This is a genomic window from Pseudomonas bharatica, assembly GCF_048586865.1.
Taxonomy (GTDB): Bacteria; Pseudomonadota; Gammaproteobacteria; order Pseudomonadales; family Pseudomonadaceae; genus Aquipseudomonas; species Aquipseudomonas bharatica.
The window spans coordinates 189,808-205,341 of sequence record NZ_JBMAWR010000004.1 but is presented as its reverse complement, the minus strand read 5'-3'; the positions used below and the strand labels follow the sequence as shown (position 1 = coordinate 205,341).

Below are 15,534 nucleotides of genomic sequence, written 5' to 3'. Positions count from 1 at the left end.
GCCGGGGTTGATCGGCTATGCTTGCGCAGCGCATGGAATGTGGAACTGGCTCGGGACCATGGATATCAAGTTCACCAATCGCCTGTCGTACAAGCAAGCCCGGCTGACCGTCCTCGTCGGCTTCATCCTGGGAACCTTGCTCAGTCTCATCCAGATAGGCATCGATTATGCCAGCGAAGACGCTTCCATCAACCGCGAGATGCAAGCGCTGCTGGATATCAGCCACAACACCGCCTCGCGCATCGCCTACAACATCGATGCCGAACTGGCCCAGGAGCTGACCCTCGGCCTGCTGCAATCCCCGGCCATCGTCCGTGCCCGGCTGGTCGACAACAACAATACCGTGCTCGCCGATATGCAGCGCCCCCGCGAGGAAAGCACCTACCGGGCCATCAGCGACTTCCTGTTCGGCAACAACCGCGAATTTCGCAACCGCCTGTATCTCAGCCATATGCCCGACGAGTACCTGGGCACCCTTTATATCGATGTCGATACCTTCGCCTTCGGCAGCCGCTTTCTCAAACGGGCGGAAGTCACCCTGCTCAACGGCTTCGTGCGCAGCCTGGTATTGACCGGGATTCTCCTGGCGCTGTTCTACATGATGCTGACCAAGCCGCTGGTGCGGGTGATCAGCGCCCTGAGCAACAGTGACCCGCGCAACGGCGCGCAAGGCAAGCTGCCCTTTCCCGTGGGCCACGAAGACGACGAAATCGGCGTGCTGGTCAAGGTTGCCAACCAGCAGTTCGTCACCATGGCCACCGAGATCCAGCAGCGGCGCAACGCGGAAAACCGCCTGACCGATTACCTCAACCAGCTGGAGAACATCGTTTCGGCGCGCACCAACGAACTCAAGGCCAGCAACAACCGCCTGAGCCAGTCCAACCTGGAACTGGAAGACGCCCGCCGCCGCGCCCTCGACATGGCCCAGGCCCGCGCCGCGTTCCTGGCCAACATGAGCCACGAGATCCGCACGCCGCTCAACGGCCTGCTGGGCATGATCGCGCTGTCGCTGGACAGCCCGCTGACCACCGAGCAGCGCCAGCAACTGTCGATTGCCCACGACTCGGGCAAGGTGCTGGTGGAGTTGCTCAACGATATCCTCGACCTGTCCAAGTTCGATGCTGGCCAGCTGGAACTGGAGCGGATTCCCTTCGACCTTGGCACGCTGGTGGAAGACACCGCCAACCTGCTGTCGCAGAACACCGCGCCGAACGTCGAGCTGACCTGCCTGATCGACCCTGGATTCCCCTCGATGGTGCTGGGCGACCCGACCCGGGTCAGGCAGATCGTCAGCAACCTGCTTTCCAATGCCCTCAAGTTCACCCGCTTCGGTCGGGTCGACGTGCGCCTGAGCACGCAAAGCGGCGGTGTGCGCATCGATGTCTGCGATACCGGCATCGGCATCGCCCCGGAAGCCCAGAGCCGTATTTTCCAGCCTTTCACCCAGGCCGGCGCCGGTATCACCCGGCAATACGGTGGCACCGGCCTCGGCCTGACCCTGACCAACAACCTCTGCGAAGCCATGCAAGGCCGCTTGAGCATCAGTTCCGAATCAGGCTTCGGCAGCCAGTTCAGTGCCGAGCTGCCATTGCCCGGCCATACCGCGGCGGTCGTGCCGGAGCCGCTGCACGGCCAGGTGGTCGCCATCAGCAACGCCAAAAGCGGCCTGGCCGAGCTGCTGCAAACCTTGCTGCCTCACTGGGGCCTGCACTATCGGCGCCTGGATTCGCTGGACGAGCTCGGCGGCGAAACCCCCGACCTGCTGATTACCGATGATCTGGACTGCGTTCTGACCCTGCGCCCGGCGAGCAAGGCCCCGATCCTGCTGGTTACCGCCTATGGCAACTTTCTTCCCGGCGAGCAGGCCGCGAGCCTGGCTCCGCTGCAACAACAGGCCAGACCGCTGGCTCGCAGCGCGCTGTACCAGGCCTTGCGCCGGGTACTGACGCGGGTAGACGAAGGCATCCAGGTCAAGCAGCCCGACCAACCGAAAAATGTGTCGCGGGGGCGGATCCTGCTGGTGGAGGACAACCCGGTCAACCAACTGGTAGCCAAGGGCATGCTGGCCAAGCTGGGCTGCGAAACGAGCGTCGCCGCCCACGGTGCCGAAGCCCTGGAGCAACTGGAGAAAGAACAGTTCGACCTGGTCCTGATGGACTGCAACATGCCAGTAATGGACGGTTACGAGGCCAGCCGCCGTATTCGCCAGAGCGGGCGCTGGCCGAACCTGCCGATCGTCGCCCTGACGGCCAACGCCATGCCCGAGGAGCGCGAGCGGTGCCGCGCTGCGGGCATGAACGATTATCTGGCCAAGCCGTTCCGGCGCGAGGAGCTGGAGGCCATGATCGACCACTGGGCCCCGCCACAGATCACTTGAGCAGCGCCTCGATGCTGGCGTTCAAGGCTTCGGGCTTGGTAGTAGGGGCATAACGGCTGACGGTGCCGGTCTTCGGGTCGAGGAGGAACTTGGTGAAGTTCCACTTGATGCCCTGGGAGCCCAGCAGGCCGGGCGCGCGCTTCTTCAATTCGACGAACAGCGGGTGGGCGCCCGGGCCGTTGACATCGACCTTGCGAAACAGCGGGAAGCTGACGCCGAAGTTCAGCTCGCAGAACTGTGAGATCGCCCGCTCATCCCCCGGCTCCTGCTTGCCGAACTGGTTGCAGGGGAACCCGAGCACCACCAGGCCGCGCTCGCGGTAGTCTTGCCAGAGCTTTTCCAGCCCCTTGTACTGCGGGGTGAAACCGCACTGGCTGGCGGTATTGACGATCAGCACGGCCTTGGCCGGAAAGTCCGCCAGGGTCTTCTGTTCGCCCTTGATGGTGGTGCAGGGGATGTCCAGCAAAGCCATATGACGCTCCTTTCATGCAAGGCGCCGTTCAGCGCGGTTCCAGTTCCAGGCACACGGAATTGATGCAGTAACGCAGTCCGGTCGGCGGCGGGCCGTCCGGGAATACATGCCCCAGGTGCGCGTCGCAGCGCGAACAGGTGACTTCGGTACGGATCATGCCGTGGGAGGTGTCGCGGATCTCGATCATCGCGCTGTCCTGGATCGGCTCGTAGAAGCTCGGCCAGCCGCAGCCGGAGTCGAACTTGGCGCGCGAGTCGAACAGCGGCGCGTTGCAGCAGATGCAATGGTAGATGCCATCGGTCTTCGTCGAGTTGTACTTTCCGCTGAACGGGCGTTCGGTGCCCTTCAGGCGGCACACCTGGTACTGCGCGGGGTCGAGCATCGCGCGCCATTCTTCAAGGGTTTTCTCGATCTTTTCCATGGGCAGGCCTCGTCAAATAAAAAGCCCGTGCTGCTTCTTTTCGCCGGCACGGGCGAGACGTATCATTGCGCCTCAATTCAGGCAACAGTCTGGCACCCGGATTACCCGCATTTCAAACCTTTTCATGGCGCGGCAGGGTTTGTACGAACGCTGTTTTCGTACAAGGGCCAGGCGGCGATCTTTTCTTATCGGGATCACATCATGCAGGTCAGCAAATCGAACAAGCTCGCCAATGTCTGCTATGACATTCGCGGCCCGGTGCTCAAGCACGCCAAGCGCCTGGAGGAGGAAGGCCATCGCATCCTCAAGCTGAACATCGGCAACCCGGCACCCTTTGGTTTCGAAGCGCCGGAAGAAATTCTCCAGGACGTGATCCGCAACCTGCCGACCGCCCAGGGCTACAGCGACTCCAAGGGCCTGTTCAGCGCGCGCAAGGCCGTGATGCAGTACTGCCAGCAGAAACAGATCGAAGGCGTCGGCATCGAGGACATCTACCTCGGCAACGGCGTGTCCGAACTGATCGTGATGTCGATGCAGGCCCTGCTCAACAACGGTGACGAAGTGCTGATCCCGGCCCCGGACTACCCGCTGTGGACTGCCGCGGTGAGCCTGGCCGGCGGTCGCCCGGTGCATTACCTGTGCGACGAGGGCGCCGACTGGTTCCCTGACCTGGAAGACATCAAGGCGAAGATCACCCCGAACACCAAGGCCCTGGTGATCATCAACCCGAACAACCCGACCGGCGCCGTGTATTCGCGCGAAGTCCTGCTGGGCATGCTCGAACTGGCCCGCCAGCACAACCTGGTGGTGTTCTCCGACGAGATCTACGACAAGATCCTCTACGACGAAGCGGTCCATGTGAGCACTGCGTCCCTCGCTCCGGACCTGCTGTGCCTGACGTTCAACGGCCTGTCCAAGTCCTACCGGGTCGCCGGCTTCCGCTCGGGCTGGTTGATCATTTCCGGGCCCAAGCAACACGCCCAGAGCTATATCGAAGGCCTGGACATCCTCGCCAACATGCGCCTGTGCGCCAACGTGCCCTCCCAGCATGCGATCCAGACCGCGCTTGGCGGCTACCAAAGCATCAACGACCTGGTCCTGCCGCCGGGCCGCCTGCTGGAGCAGCGCAACCGCACCTGGGAATTGCTCAACGACATTCCCGGCGTCAGCTGCGTCAAGCCCATGGGTGCGCTCTACGCCTTCCCGCGGATCGATCCGAAGGTCTGCCCGATCTTCAACGACGAGAAATTCGTGCTCGACCTGCTGCTCTCGGAAAAACTGCTGGTCGTCCAGGGTACCGCCTTCAACTGGCCGAGCCCGGATCACTTCCGCGTGGTGACCCTGCCACGGGTCGATGATCTCGAGCAGGCCATCGGGCGTATCGGAAATTTCCTGAAGTCCTACCGGCAGTAACCTACAGTCATACCTGTGTGGGAAAAGACGCAGGTATCGACCCTCCTCACGTCAGAATTTTCGCCCCGCGGCTCTGAGCCGCGGGTTGGGTCGGTGTACCTGGCTGTCAGACACGTACACAGTTTGAAATAGTCCCCCAGTTGAATCGCCACCAAGCGCACCTTATATAGCCGCATACGCTACATATCTATCCGTCTGGAGAACGTAACAACCATGATGCGCATTTTGCTGTTCGTAGCCACCAACCTCGCGGTCGTGCTGGTTGCCAGCATCACCCTGAGCCTGTTCGGCTTCAACGGGATCATGGCGGCCAACGGCGTCGACCTGAAGCTCGACTCGTTGCTGGTGTTCTGTGCCGTGTTCGGCTTTGCCGGCTCGCTGATCTCGCTGTTCATCTCCAAGTGGATGGCGAAGATGAGCACCGGTACGCAGATCATCAGCCAGCCGCGTACCCGCCACGAGCAATGGCTGCTGCAAACCGTCGAGGAGCTGTCCCGCAATGCCGGCATCAAGATGCCGGAAGTGGGTATCTTCCCGGCCTACGAGGCCAACGCCTTCGCCACCGGCTGGAACCGCAACGATGCCCTGGTCGCGGTCAGCCAGGGCCTGCTGGAGCGTTTCTCTCCCGATGAGGTGCGTGCCGTACTGGCCCACGAGATCGGCCACGTCGCCAACGGCGACATGGTTACCCTGGCGCTGATCCAGGGCGTGGTGAACACCTTCGTGATGTTCTTCGCGCGGATCTTCGGCAACTTCGTCGACAAGGTGATCTTCAAGAACGAAGAGGGCCAGGGTATCGCCTACTACATCGCGACCATCATCGCCGAGCTGGTCCTGGGCATCCTCGCCAGCATCATCGTCATGTGGTTCTCGCGCAAACGCGAATACCGCGCCGACGACGCCGGCGCCCGCCTGGCCGGTACCGGAGCGATGATCAGCGCCCTGCAGCGCCTGCGCTCGGAGCAAGGCGTACCGGTACAGATGCCGAGCACCCTGAATGCGTTCGGCATCAACGGCGGCCTGAAGCAGGGCCTGGCAGGCCTGCTGATGAGCCACCCACCGCTGGAAGACCGCATCGAAGCACTGCGTCGCCGCGGTTGATCGACGCCAGTAACAGGAAAGCCCGCTTAGGCGGGCTTTTTTGTGGAACATCGCGCCCCCCTGTGGGAGCTGGCTTGCCAGCGATTGCGGTGGCGAATTCACTATTGCAATCGCGGGTGAACCCGCTCCCACAGGGTCCGCTTACTCAGCTCCTCAAGGTGTAGGCCCGCTCCAGCAGGCTACCGACGCCCGCCTGCACGAACTTCCAGCTCTCACCAAGGATGTCCTGCACCGCCTCCTGGCTGACCTGCCAGCGTCCGGCAAACAGTGCCTGCACCTCATCATCGGCCACCGAGAACGGCGGTCCGTCCAGCTTCGACTGGTCATATTCCATCGTCACCAGCACACCCCGACAGCCCTTGGGCAGGATCGCACCCAAGTGCGCCACATAGCGCTGGCGCATCTCCGGCGGCAAGGCAATCAGCGCCGCACGGTCATACAGCCCCACGCAACCAGCCACATCCTCGGCCGTCAGTTCGAAGAAATCCCCGCACCAGATCTCCACGCCTTCACTGCGATAGCAACTGAAGGCCCCGTGCTGGTACCGCTCAGGTTGCAACTGCTGTTCGATAAAGAAGTCCTCCACCGCGCGCTGCGACAACTCCACCCCCAGCACCCGCAGCCCCTGCCCCGCCAGCCAGGCCAGGTCCAGGCTCTTGCCGCACAGGGGCACCAGCACCCGGCTGCCCGCGTCGATCGCCAGCGTTGGCCAATATTGCGCCAGGTAGGGGTTGACCTGGTCCTGATGGAATCCGATCTGATTGCGCTCCCAGCGCTTGTGCCAAAAATCCGCTTGCATGATGACTCCAGGATTTCGATCAAATAATGCGAAAACTTATATTGGAATTAGATCAATGATCTAGCTGAAGATGGTAGCCATCATACCCTTCAGGACGTTTGCGATGCTCCCAAGCCTGTTCATTTCCCATGGATCCCCCATGCTCGCCCTGGAACCCGGCGAAAGCGGCCCGGCCTTGGCGCGCCTGGCGGCCAGCCTGCCACGGCCGAAAGCCATCATCGTGGTCTCGGCGCACTGGGAAAGCCACGACCTGTGGGTTGCCAGCGCTGCGCGGCCAGCCACCTGGCATGACTTCGGTGGCTTCCCGCCCGCACTGTTCGCTGTGCAATACCCGGCGCCCGGCGAGCCGCTGCTGGCCGAGCGGGTCACCGGCCTGCTGAAGGACGCAGGCATGCCGGCCGGGCTCGATGGCAAACGACCTTTCGATCATGGCGCCTGGGTGCCGCTGTCCCTGATGTATCCGCAGGCCGATATCCCGGTCGTGCAGGTGTCATTGCCGAGCCTGCGCGGTCCGGCCTTCCAGGAAGAGGTCGGGCGCGCCCTCGCCTCGCTGCGGGCTGAAGGTATCCTGCTGATCGGCTCCGGCAGCATCACCCACAACCTGGGCGAACTGGACTGGCGCGCAACCGATAATGGTTCGACACCCTGGGCACTGGCGTTTCGTGACTGGATGGTGGAGAAACTCGCGGCCGATGATGGCGATGCGTTGCTGGATTACCGCAGGCAGGCGCCGTTTGCGGCACGCAATCATCCGAGCGATGAGCATCTGTTGCCGCTGTACTTCGCCCGGGGGGCCGGGGAGCGGTTCGGGATCGAGCACCAGGGGTTTACCCTTGGGGCGCTGGGGATGGATATCTACAGGTTCGACTGAAGCTTTTCTGTGTTTCTGATGGCCTCATCGCTGGCAAGCCAGCTCCCACAGGGATCCATGTGCACCGCTGCTGACAGGCAAAAAAATCCCCGAACCAGTCGGGGATTTTTTCATTCAGCCGAGGATCAATCCTCGCGATAACGGCGCAGTTTCAGCTGCTTGCCGGCAACGCGGGTGTCCTTGAGCTTGGCCAGCAGGCGATCCAGGCCTTCTTCCGGCAGCTCGACCAGGCTGAAGCTGTCGCGCACCTGGATGCGGCCGATGGCTTCGCGGGCCAGGCCGCCTTCGTTGAGGATGGCACCCAGCAGGTTCTTCGCGGCGATACCGTCACGCGCGCCCAGCGCGGTACGGCAACGGGCACGGCCTTCGCCCAGCGGCATCGGCGCACGACGCTCGCGCTCACCGCTACGCTCGGAACGCTCGCCACCGGTACGCTCACGCGGGGTGTAGCTCGGAACCAGCGGTTGTTCCTTCTCGACGGCTTCCAGGGTCAGGGCCTGACCGTTGGTGGCCTTGCGCAGCAGCGCAGCGGCCAGGGCACGCGGGCTGCAACCGATATCGGCGGTCAGGCGGTCCAGCAGGTCGCCATGGGTCGCTTCGGCATCGGCAACCAGCGGCGCCAGGCTGTTGGTCAGTTTCTTGATGCGCGCATCAAGGACAGCCTGAGCGTTCGGCAGGCGAACCTCGGCAACCTTCTGACCGGTCACACGCTCGATCACCTGCAGCATGCGGCGCTCGCGCGGGGTAACCAGCAGCAGCGCGCGGCCTTCACGACCGGCACGGCCGGTACGGCCGATACGGTGCACGTAGGACTCGGGGTCGTACGGCATGTCGACGTTGAAGACGTGGGTGATGCGCGGTACGTCCAGGCCACGGGCAGCGACGTCGGTAGCGACGACGATGTCCAGGCGACCGTCCTTGAGCGAGTCGATCACGCGCTCACGCTGGTTCTGGGCAATGTCGCCGTTCAGCGCGGCAGCCTTGTAGCCCTTGGCTTCCAGGGCGCTGGCCAGGTCCAGGGTGGCCTGCTTGGTACGCACGAAGGCGATCAGCGCGTCGAACTCTTCCACTTCCAGCAGACGCAGGACAGCGGAAACCTTCTGGTCGGCGTGGACCATCAGGTGTGCCTGCTCGATGGCGGTCACGGTCTGGGTCTTGCTCTGGATCTTGACGTGCTTCGGCTCGCGCAGGTGGCGCTCGGCGATGGCACGGATCGAGGCTGGCAGGGTAGCCGAGAACAGAACGGTCTGGCGGCTTTCCGGCATGGCCTTGAAGATCACTTCGAGGTCGTCCATGAAGCCCAGCTTGAGCATTTCATCGGCTTCGTCGAGAACCAGGTGGTTCACGGTGGCCAGGACCTTCTCGTCACGACGCAGGTGGTCGCACAGACGGCCAGGAGTCGCCACGACGATCTGCGCGCCGTTGCGGATGGCTTTCAGTTGTGGGCCCATCGGGGCACCACCGTATACGGCTACCACGGTCACGCCCGGCATCTGCTTGGCGTAGGTTTCGAATGCGGTAGCGACTTGCAGCGCCAACTCACGGGTTGGCGCCAGGATCAGGGCTTGCGGCTCGCGCTTGCTCGGGTCGATGCGGTTCAGGATGGGCAGGGCAAAGGCGGCGGTTTTACCGGTACCGGTCTGCGCCTGACCGATCATGTCATGACCGGCGAGAATGATCGGGATCGATTGTTGCTGAATGGCGGACGGCTCTTCGTAGCCGGTAGCCAGAACGGCAGCAACAATATTCGGATTAAGATCGAGAGCGGCGAAGCCGCCGGTTTCCTGGGTCATGGGTCTGCCTCTAAGTGCATCCGCAAAGACCCATGCTCCAAAGCTGCGCATGCCTTGTAAGACCCGAGGGTCACCCTGGCAGCTTTGTCGGCGGGGATTTGCGAAAACGATTGAAGATAAAGAAAAGAACGTCCAGGAAGCGTCCGCGACGCGGACATGCAGCGAAGTTGACTTCGCAGAGCACTGCCTTGAACGAGGTCCGTTGAAAGACCGGCGCGCACTATACCTGAATTCGTTCGTTCGGTGAGAGGTTTTTTTCGGAAAACGACAGGCGCGAACCTTGAAACGACGCGCTTGAGGTACTTCGGCCTGCCTTGCCTGGATTTTCCGCTGAAACGTTTTACTCAGGTCGCCGGCCTGATCGCCTCGATCAGGTAGTGCAACGAGTACCCCAGGCGCGGCGCCAGGGCCTCGGCACGCGCGCGCAGCCCGGTGGTGTCGAGGGTCTGGTCGAGGTCGGCCGGCACCAGCAGGATCACGTTGCCCTCCTTCACCGGCAGTTCCCAGTAATGCCGCGAATACAGTCCGCGCAGCAACGCCGCGCCCAATGGCCGGCCATCATCGCCGGCCCACTGGTTGATCACCAGCCAGCCGCCGGGATTCAGGCGTTTCTGGCACGCTTCGAGGAAGCCCCAGGCGAGATGGCCTACGCCCGGACCGTGATCGGTATACAGGTCGACGAAGATCAGGTCGGCCGGCTCGGCACTGGGCAGCAGCTCGAGTGCATCACCGACCCGGATATACAGGCGCGGATCATCGTCCAGCCCGAGGTATTCGATAGCCAGGCGCGGTACGTCCGGGCGCAGTTCGATGGCTTCGACGTCATCCAGTGGCAGGAACTTCAGGCAAGCCTGGGTCAGGGTCCCGGCGCCAAGGCCCAGGAACAGCGCACTTTCAGGCAGCTCATGGCATAGCGCCCCGACCAGCATGGCGCGGGTGTAGTCATACTCCAGCCAGCTGGGATCGGCGGTGAATACGCAGCTCTGCTCGATGGCCTCGCCGAACTCGAGAAAACGGTAGTCCTCGACCTCGTACACGCTGATGGTGCCAAACTGATCGTGCACCTGCGCCAGCAGACGCTCTTCGCGCTCTGTCATGCTGTCTCCCGGCAACCCTGGGTGCCTCGAAAAGCCGGCATTGTCCGTCAATGCGTGCAGTGCAACAAGGCGTGTGCCGGGTGATAGCATGGCGGGCATGCGTCTTCGCCTCAGCCAATAACCAACAGAGCCTGTGATGAGCCAACCCTGGAGTCCCGAAAGCTGGCGCGCCCTGCCGATCCAGCAGCAACCCGTCTACCCCGATGCCGCCCACCTGCTGAAGGTCGAGCAGACCCTGGCCAGCTATCCGCCGCTGGTCTTCGCCGGCGAAGCCCGCGAACTGCGTCGCCAGTTCGCCGAGGTGACCCAGGGCCGCGCCTTCCTGCTCCAGGGCGGTGATTGCGCGGAAAGCTTCGCCGAGTTCTCGGCGGCGAAGATCCGCGACACCTTCAAGGTCCTGCTGCAGATGGCGATCGTCATGACCTTCGCCGCCGGCTGCCCGGTGGTGAAGGTCGGGCGCATGGCCGGGCAGTTCGCCAAGCCGCGCTCTGCCGGCGATGAAACCATCAATGGCGTCACCCTGCCCGCCTACCGCGGCGACATCGTCAACGGCATCGGTTTCGACGAGAAAAGCCGCGTGCCCGACCCGGAGCGCCTGTTGCAGTCCTATCACCAGGCGACTGCCACCCTGAACCTGCTGCGCGCGTTCGCCCAGGGCGGTTTCGCCGACCTGCACCAAGTGCACAAGTGGAACCTGGACTTCATCGCCAACTCGGCACTCGCCGAAAAATACAGCCAGTTGGCCGACCGCATCGACGAGACCCTGGCCTTCATGCGCGCCTGCGGCCTGGACAGCGCACCACAACTGCGCGAGACCAGTTTCTTCACAGCCCACGAGGCGCTGCTGCTCAACTACGAACAGGCCTTCGTGCGCCAGGACAGCCTGACCGGCGACTGGTTCGACTGTTCGGCACACATGCTCTGGATCGGCGACCGCACCCGCCAGCTTGACGGCGCCCATGTCGAGTTCCTGCGGGGGGTGAACAACCCGATCGGGGTCAAGGTCGGCCCGAGCATGAACACCGAGGAACTGATCCGCCTGATCGATATCCTCAACCCGGCCAACGACCCGGGGCGCCTCAACCTGATCGTGCGCATGGGTGCGGAGAAGGTCGGTGATCACCTGCCGGGGCTGATTCGCAGCGTCGAGCGCGAAGGCCGCCAGGTGCTGTGGAGCTCGGACCCGATGCACGGCAACACCATCAAGGCCAGCAGCGGCTACAAGACCCGGGATTTCGCGCAGATTCTCAGCGAGGTCAAGCAGTTCTTCCAGGTGCACCAGGCCGAGGGGACCCATGCGGGCGGGATCCATATCGAAATGACCGGGCAGAATGTCACCGAGTGCATCGGCGGGGCACGGCCGATCACCGAGGATGCGCTGTCGGACCGGTATCACACGCACTGTGACCCGCGGATGAATGCCGATCAGTCGCTGGAGCTGGCGTTCCTGATTGCAGAAACACTGAAACAGGTTCGCCGCTGATCACCTGAGGAGCGACACGGCCCCTGTGGGAGCGGGTTCACCCGCGATTACGTTAGTGAACCCACCATTGCAATCGCGGGTAAACCCGCTCCCACAACGTCCGCGTAGCTCTTTAGATCTTGAAACCAAGCATCAGCGCGCAGATCACCAGGAACCCGCAGAACAGCGAGCGCAACATCTTCTCCGGCATGGCATGGGCCAGCTTCACGCCCCAGCTGATGCTGAGCAGGCCGCCCACTGCCAACGGAATACCCATGGACCATTCCACATGCTGATGGAAACCATAGGTCGCCAGGGTTACCGCGGTGCTCGGCAGGGCCAGGGCCAGCGACAAGCCCTGGGCCACGACCTGGGTAGTGCCGAACACACTGGTCAGCACAGGCGTCGCCACAACCGCACCGCCTACGCCGAACAAACCGCCCATTACCCCGGAGAAACTGCCGAGCACGCCCAGCCACGGCCAGGGATGGCGCAACTCGCTGGAAGGCTGCGCCGTCTTCATGAACATCCGCAGCACATTCCACGCCGCCAGGGCGACAAGAAACGCGACGAAGCCAATACGCATTGCCCGCGCATCCACGCCTACCGCCCACAGGGAACCCAGCCAGGCAAACACGAAACCGGCCGCCGCCAGCGGTACCGCATGCCGCGCCTCGATGCGGTTGCGCTGGTGATAACGCCACAGCGCCAGCATCACATTGGGCACAACCATCACCAACGCCGTGCCCTGGGCCAACTGCTGGTCCAGGCCAAACAGCACCCCCAGCGCCGGGATGGCGATCAAGCCACCACCGATACCGAACAGACCACCCACGGTGCCCAGGACCGCACCCAGGACGATGTACATCAACCACTCGATCATGCCGGCCTCACCCACTGTTTGATGGCAAGCATGCTACCGATCTGCGGCTAGCGGGGAAACGCACAGCAGCGCACAATGGCTTTGCCACTTTCGCATAAGCCCCCCATCACCATGAACCCCGACGCCCTCACCGAGCAGTTCAAGCTGTTCCTCGACGTTCTTGAAACCGGCAGTTTCTCCGCCGCCTCCCGACGTCATCCCCTGACCCCTTCGGCGGTAGCGCGGCGTATCGACAATCTGGAAAGTGCCGTGGGCAGCCGCCTGTTCGTACGCAGCACCCATGCAGTGCGCCCGACCCCGGCGGGCAATGCCTTTGCCGAGCGGGCCCGGCGTATCGTCGAGGAATTGCGCCTGGCCCGGGCCGAGGCCGTCTCCCTGAGCAATGCCCCCGAAGGCCTGATCCGTATCGACGCGCCGGCGGCCTTCGGGCGCCGCCACCTGGCGCCGGCCATCGCCGATTTCCTGGTCGCCTATCCGGGGCTCGATGTGCAATTGCGCCTGATCGACAGCTTCGTCGATATGCAGGGTGCTCATCTCGGCGAGGTAGACCTGGTATTGCGCGCCGGCCCCTTGGCCGACACCCGCCTGGTGGCGACGCCACTGGCCTACATGGTGCGCATCGCCTGCGCCAGCCCGGCCTACCTGCGCCAGCGCGGTGTGCCGGCCAGCCCCGCCGAGCTGCCCGAACATGATGGCCTGGACTGGGACGGCCTTGCTCCGCCTTTCGCCTGGCGCTTCGAAGTGGACGGACAGATGCGCCTGCTGCGCCCATCACGCATGCGCATGACCGCCAACAATGCCGAGACCCTTCTGTTCGGCGCCCTGGCCGGCCTCGGCATCGCCCATCTGCCGACCTGGCTGATCAGCGAATACCTGCTGCGTGGCGAACTGTTGCCGCTGTTTTGCGAAAACGGCCTGCCTGCCGCCGAAACCAGCGGCGTCTACGCGCTGCGCCTTGAACATGAAACGAACTCTCGCAGCCGTTTGCTTCTCCAATTCCTCAAGAGCCGTTTTAGCCCGGTGCCGCCCTGGGATCTTGCGCTACAGAGCGAACTGAGCTGGCAGTCGCGCTAAAAACTTGCGTGCTAATATTCAAGAGCCTGACGAATAAAAGGATCTGCATGAACGCCGATACTCCAGCTCCCGAACGCTGTGACGAACTGCTCCTCGACAACCAGGTGTGCTTCGCCCTGCATTCCACATCACTGCTGATGACCAAGGTGTACAAACCCTTGCTCCAGGCACTCGGCCTGACCTATCCGCAGTACCTGGCGATGCTCGTGCTGTGGGAGCAGGATGCCTTGACCGTAGGCGAGATCAGCCATCGCCTGCTGACCGATCCCGGCTCCCTTACCCCCCTGCTAAAGCGCCTCGAGGCCGAAGGCCTGCTCAAGCGCACCCGCAGCCGTGAAGACGAACGGGTAGTGATCGTCGAACTGACCGACGCCGGACGTGAGCTACAACAGCAGGCACGCCGGGTCCCGCATTGCATCCTCGGTGCCAGCGGCCAGTCGATGGAGCAATTGCAACAACTGCAAGCGCAACTGCTGGAGCTGCGCGAGCAATTGCAAAAGAACCTTTAACGGCTCTGCCCCGGGGCTTTCGACTTCGCTGTCAGCCCCCGCCGCAGAGGCTGCAGAGAAAAATTTGAAAATTTATCTTGCGCACTAAATATTTGTGAACTAACTTTATCCCCGTACCCAGCCGGCGCCCCAAACGCCAAACACTTATCAAGGTTCGAGGATCTCCCCATGAAAGCGCTCTACACCGCAACCGTAACCTCCACCGGTGGCCGCGACGGCCGTGCCCTCTCCAGCGACGGCATCCTTGACGTGAAACTGGCCACGCCGAAGGAGCTCGGGGGTGCCGGCGGTGCAGCAACCAACCCGGAGCAGCTGTTCGCTGCCGGCTACTCGGCGTGCTTCATCGGTGCGCTGAAATTCGTTGCTGCCCAGGGCAAGCGCCAGTTGCCCGGCGAAACCGCGATCACCGCGGAGGTCGGCATCGGCCAGATCGAAGGCGGCTTCGGCCTTGATATCGACCTGCGCATCAGCCTGCCGGGCCTCGAGCAAGCCGACGCCCAGGCCCTGGTAGACGCAGCGCACAAGGTCTGCCCCTACTCCAACGCCACCCGCGGCAACGTCGATGTGCGCCTGCATGTGAGCGTCTGATTTTCACCAGGCACAAAAAAACCCGGCCAAGGCCGGGTTTTTCGTGGACGCCAGGAAGATTACTTCTTGGAGCGGCCTTTGAAGCTGTTGTCGCGAGTGTCGATATCGATCCACTCGTCGATCTGGATGAAGTCGGCAACCTGGATCTCGGTACCGTTCTTCAGTTTGGCAGGCTTCATGACCTTGCCGGAGGTGTCGCCACGGGCAGCGTTTTCGGTGTAGACAACCTGACGGCTGATGGTGGTCGGCAGCTCTACGGAAACCAGGCGGCCTTCGAAGAAGACGGCTTCGCAGATGTCTTCCATGCCTTCTTCGATGTACGGCAGAACGGCGTCGATGTCTTCGGCGTTCAGCTCGTACATGGTGTAGTCGGTGGTGTCCATGAAGGTGTAGGTGTCACCGCTGATGAACGACAGGGTCGCTTCTTTGCGATCCAGGATCACGTCGTCCAGCTTGTCGTCCGCACCGTAGACGGTTTCGGTCTTGTAGCCGGTCAGCAGGTTCTTCAGCTTGGTCTTCATGATCGCGCTGTTACGGCCCGACTTGGTGAACTCGGCTTTCTGGACCAGCCACGGGTCGTTGTCGATACGCAGTACGGTACCGGGTTTCAGCTCTTTACCAGTTTTCATTACAAAGTATCCGAATCTGGATGGATTTATAAAAATCGAGGCCGC

General features: G+C 62.7%; 15 protein-coding genes. 8 read left to right on the top strand and 7 right to left on the bottom strand.

Going from position 1 to position 15,534, the window contains the following annotated elements:
* The first annotated feature begins 58 nt into the window (after positions 1-58).
* Entirely contained in the window at positions 59-2,377 is a 2,319-nt protein-coding gene (locus ACKLLE_RS07600; RefSeq protein ID WP_420057491.1) for a hybrid sensor histidine kinase/response regulator, read from the top strand.
* Here ACKLLE_RS07600 and ACKLLE_RS07595 read toward each other — a convergent pair.
* Both ACKLLE_RS07595 and msrB read right to left on the bottom strand, forming a co-directional pair.
* On the bottom strand, positions 2,370-2,849 hold the full coding sequence (locus ACKLLE_RS07595; protein WP_009398344.1) for a glutathione peroxidase: 480 nt from the start codon (positions 2,847-2,849) through the stop codon (positions 2,370-2,372). The two genes, ACKLLE_RS07600 and ACKLLE_RS07595, sit on opposite strands and share 8 nt — an antisense overlap.
* 28 nt (positions 2,850-2,877) lie before the next feature.
* Positions 2,878-3,270 carry a peptide-methionine (R)-S-oxide reductase MsrB gene (msrB, locus tag ACKLLE_RS07590; protein WP_064304892.1) on the bottom strand — a complete coding sequence of 131 codons (393 nt, stop codon included), beginning with the start codon at positions 3,268-3,270 and terminating at the stop codon, positions 2,878-2,880.
* Between the two features lie 201 nt (positions 3,271-3,471).
* Between msrB and ACKLLE_RS07585 the strand changes: the two genes are divergently transcribed.
* Complete coding sequence (locus tag ACKLLE_RS07585) at positions 3,472-4,683, top strand: pyridoxal phosphate-dependent aminotransferase (protein WP_009398342.1); 1,212 nt, start codon at positions 3,472-3,474, stop codon at positions 4,681-4,683.
* Positions 4,684-4,896: 213 nt separating this feature from the next.
* Positions 4,897-5,784, top strand: coding sequence for a protease HtpX (gene htpX / locus ACKLLE_RS07580; protein ID WP_009398340.1), 888 nt, complete (start codon positions 4,897-4,899; stop codon positions 5,782-5,784).
* A 145-nt stretch (positions 5,785-5,929) separates the two neighbouring features.
* Here the strand turns inward: htpX and ACKLLE_RS07575 are convergent, their stop codons facing one another.
* A complete protein-coding gene (locus ACKLLE_RS07575; RefSeq protein WP_420057490.1) occupies positions 5,930-6,583 on the bottom strand; it encodes a thiopurine S-methyltransferase in 654 nt (217 codons plus the stop codon).
* Positions 6,584-6,686: 103 nt separating this feature from the next.
* Between ACKLLE_RS07575 and ACKLLE_RS07570 the strand changes: the two genes are divergently transcribed.
* On the top strand, positions 6,687-7,454 hold the full coding sequence (locus ACKLLE_RS07570) for a DODA-type extradiol aromatic ring-opening family dioxygenase (RefSeq protein WP_420057489.1): 768 nt from the start codon (positions 6,687-6,689) through the stop codon (positions 7,452-7,454).
* Between the two features lie 125 nt (positions 7,455-7,579).
* On the opposite strand, the gene ACKLLE_RS07565 is transcribed toward ACKLLE_RS07570, so the two are convergent.
* Together ACKLLE_RS07565 and ACKLLE_RS07560 are read right to left on the bottom strand one after the other, a co-directional pair.
* Positions 7,580-9,247: a DEAD/DEAH box helicase gene (locus tag ACKLLE_RS07565; protein WP_064304895.1), complete on the bottom strand. Its 1,668-nt coding sequence runs from the start codon at positions 9,245-9,247 to the stop codon at positions 7,580-7,582.
* A gap of 344 nt (positions 9,248-9,591) precedes the next feature.
* On the bottom strand, positions 9,592-10,344 hold the full coding sequence (locus tag ACKLLE_RS07560; protein WP_009398336.1) for a spermidine synthase: 753 nt from the start codon (positions 10,342-10,344) through the stop codon (positions 9,592-9,594).
* A 136-nt stretch (positions 10,345-10,480) separates the two neighbouring features.
* Between ACKLLE_RS07560 and ACKLLE_RS07555 the strand changes: the two genes are divergently transcribed.
* Positions 10,481-11,827: a class II 3-deoxy-7-phosphoheptulonate synthase gene (locus ACKLLE_RS07555; RefSeq protein WP_064304896.1), complete on the top strand. Its 1,347-nt coding sequence runs from the start codon at positions 10,481-10,483 to the stop codon at positions 11,825-11,827.
* Positions 11,828-11,939: 112 nt separating this feature from the next.
* On the opposite strand, the gene ACKLLE_RS07550 is transcribed toward ACKLLE_RS07555, so the two are convergent.
* Complete coding sequence (locus ACKLLE_RS07550; protein ID WP_009398334.1) at positions 11,940-12,689, bottom strand: sulfite exporter TauE/SafE family protein; 750 nt, start codon at positions 12,687-12,689, stop codon at positions 11,940-11,942.
* 111 nt (positions 12,690-12,800) lie between these two features.
* Between ACKLLE_RS07550 and ACKLLE_RS07545 the strand changes: the two genes are divergently transcribed.
* The 3 genes from ACKLLE_RS07545 to ACKLLE_RS07535 all read left to right on the top strand — a co-directional run bounded on the left by ACKLLE_RS07545 (position 12,801) and on the right by ACKLLE_RS07535 (position 14,860).
* A complete protein-coding gene (locus tag ACKLLE_RS07545) occupies positions 12,801-13,763 on the top strand; it encodes a LysR family transcriptional regulator (protein ID WP_064304898.1) in 963 nt (320 codons plus the stop codon).
* 47 nt (positions 13,764-13,810) lie between these two features.
* The gene (locus tag ACKLLE_RS07540; RefSeq protein ID WP_037062174.1) at positions 13,811-14,272 is read left to right on the top strand and encodes a MarR family winged helix-turn-helix transcriptional regulator; all 462 of its coding nucleotides are present in this window, start codon (positions 13,811-13,813) and stop codon (positions 14,270-14,272) included.
* 168 nt (positions 14,273-14,440) lie between these two features.
* Positions 14,441-14,860, top strand: coding sequence for an organic hydroperoxide resistance protein (locus ACKLLE_RS07535; protein WP_420057488.1), 420 nt, complete (start codon positions 14,441-14,443; stop codon positions 14,858-14,860).
* A gap of 59 nt (positions 14,861-14,919) precedes the next feature.
* Here ACKLLE_RS07535 and efp read toward each other — a convergent pair whose 3' ends face one another.
* On the bottom strand, positions 14,920-15,489 hold the full coding sequence (efp, locus tag ACKLLE_RS07530) for an elongation factor P (RefSeq protein WP_009406582.1): 570 nt from the start codon (positions 15,487-15,489) through the stop codon (positions 14,920-14,922).
* Positions 15,490-15,534: the final 45 nt, after the last annotated feature.

What these genes read in the sequence shown, in the direction of transcription:
- ACKLLE_RS07600 (WP_420057491.1), top strand. Translation starts at nt 59, where the DNA reads ATGGATATCAAGTTCACCAATCGCCTGTCGTACAAGCAAGCCCGGCTG.
- ACKLLE_RS07595 (WP_009398344.1), bottom strand. Translation starts at nt 2,849, where the DNA reads ATGGCTTTGCTGGACATCCCCTGCACCACCATCAAGGGCGAACAGAAG.
- msrB (WP_064304892.1), bottom strand. Translation starts at nt 3,270, where the DNA reads ATGGAAAAGATCGAGAAAACCCTTGAAGAATGGCGCGCGATGCTCGAC.
- ACKLLE_RS07585 (WP_009398342.1), top strand. Translation starts at nt 3,472, where the DNA reads ATGCAGGTCAGCAAATCGAACAAGCTCGCCAATGTCTGCTATGACATT.
- htpX (WP_009398340.1), top strand. Translation starts at nt 4,897, where the DNA reads ATGATGCGCATTTTGCTGTTCGTAGCCACCAACCTCGCGGTCGTGCTG.
- ACKLLE_RS07575 (WP_420057490.1), bottom strand. Translation starts at nt 6,583, where the DNA reads ATGCAAGCGGATTTTTGGCACAAGCGCTGGGAGCGCAATCAGATCGGA.
- ACKLLE_RS07570 (WP_420057489.1), top strand. Translation starts at nt 6,687, where the DNA reads ATGCTCCCAAGCCTGTTCATTTCCCATGGATCCCCCATGCTCGCCCTG.
- ACKLLE_RS07565 (WP_064304895.1), bottom strand. Translation starts at nt 9,247, where the DNA reads ATGACCCAGGAAACCGGCGGCTTCGCCGCTCTCGATCTTAATCCGAAT.
- ACKLLE_RS07560 (WP_009398336.1), bottom strand. Translation starts at nt 10,344, where the DNA reads ATGACAGAGCGCGAAGAGCGTCTGCTGGCGCAGGTGCACGATCAGTTT.
- ACKLLE_RS07555 (WP_064304896.1), top strand. Translation starts at nt 10,481, where the DNA reads ATGAGCCAACCCTGGAGTCCCGAAAGCTGGCGCGCCCTGCCGATCCAG.
- ACKLLE_RS07550 (WP_009398334.1), bottom strand. Translation starts at nt 12,689, where the DNA reads ATGATCGAGTGGTTGATGTACATCGTCCTGGGTGCGGTCCTGGGCACC.
- ACKLLE_RS07545 (WP_064304898.1), top strand. Translation starts at nt 12,801, where the DNA reads ATGAACCCCGACGCCCTCACCGAGCAGTTCAAGCTGTTCCTCGACGTT.
- ACKLLE_RS07540 (WP_037062174.1), top strand. Translation starts at nt 13,811, where the DNA reads ATGAACGCCGATACTCCAGCTCCCGAACGCTGTGACGAACTGCTCCTC.
- ACKLLE_RS07535 (WP_420057488.1), top strand. Translation starts at nt 14,441, where the DNA reads ATGAAAGCGCTCTACACCGCAACCGTAACCTCCACCGGTGGCCGCGAC.
- efp (WP_009406582.1), bottom strand. Translation starts at nt 15,489, where the DNA reads ATGAAAACTGGTAAAGAGCTGAAACCCGGTACCGTACTGCGTATCGAC.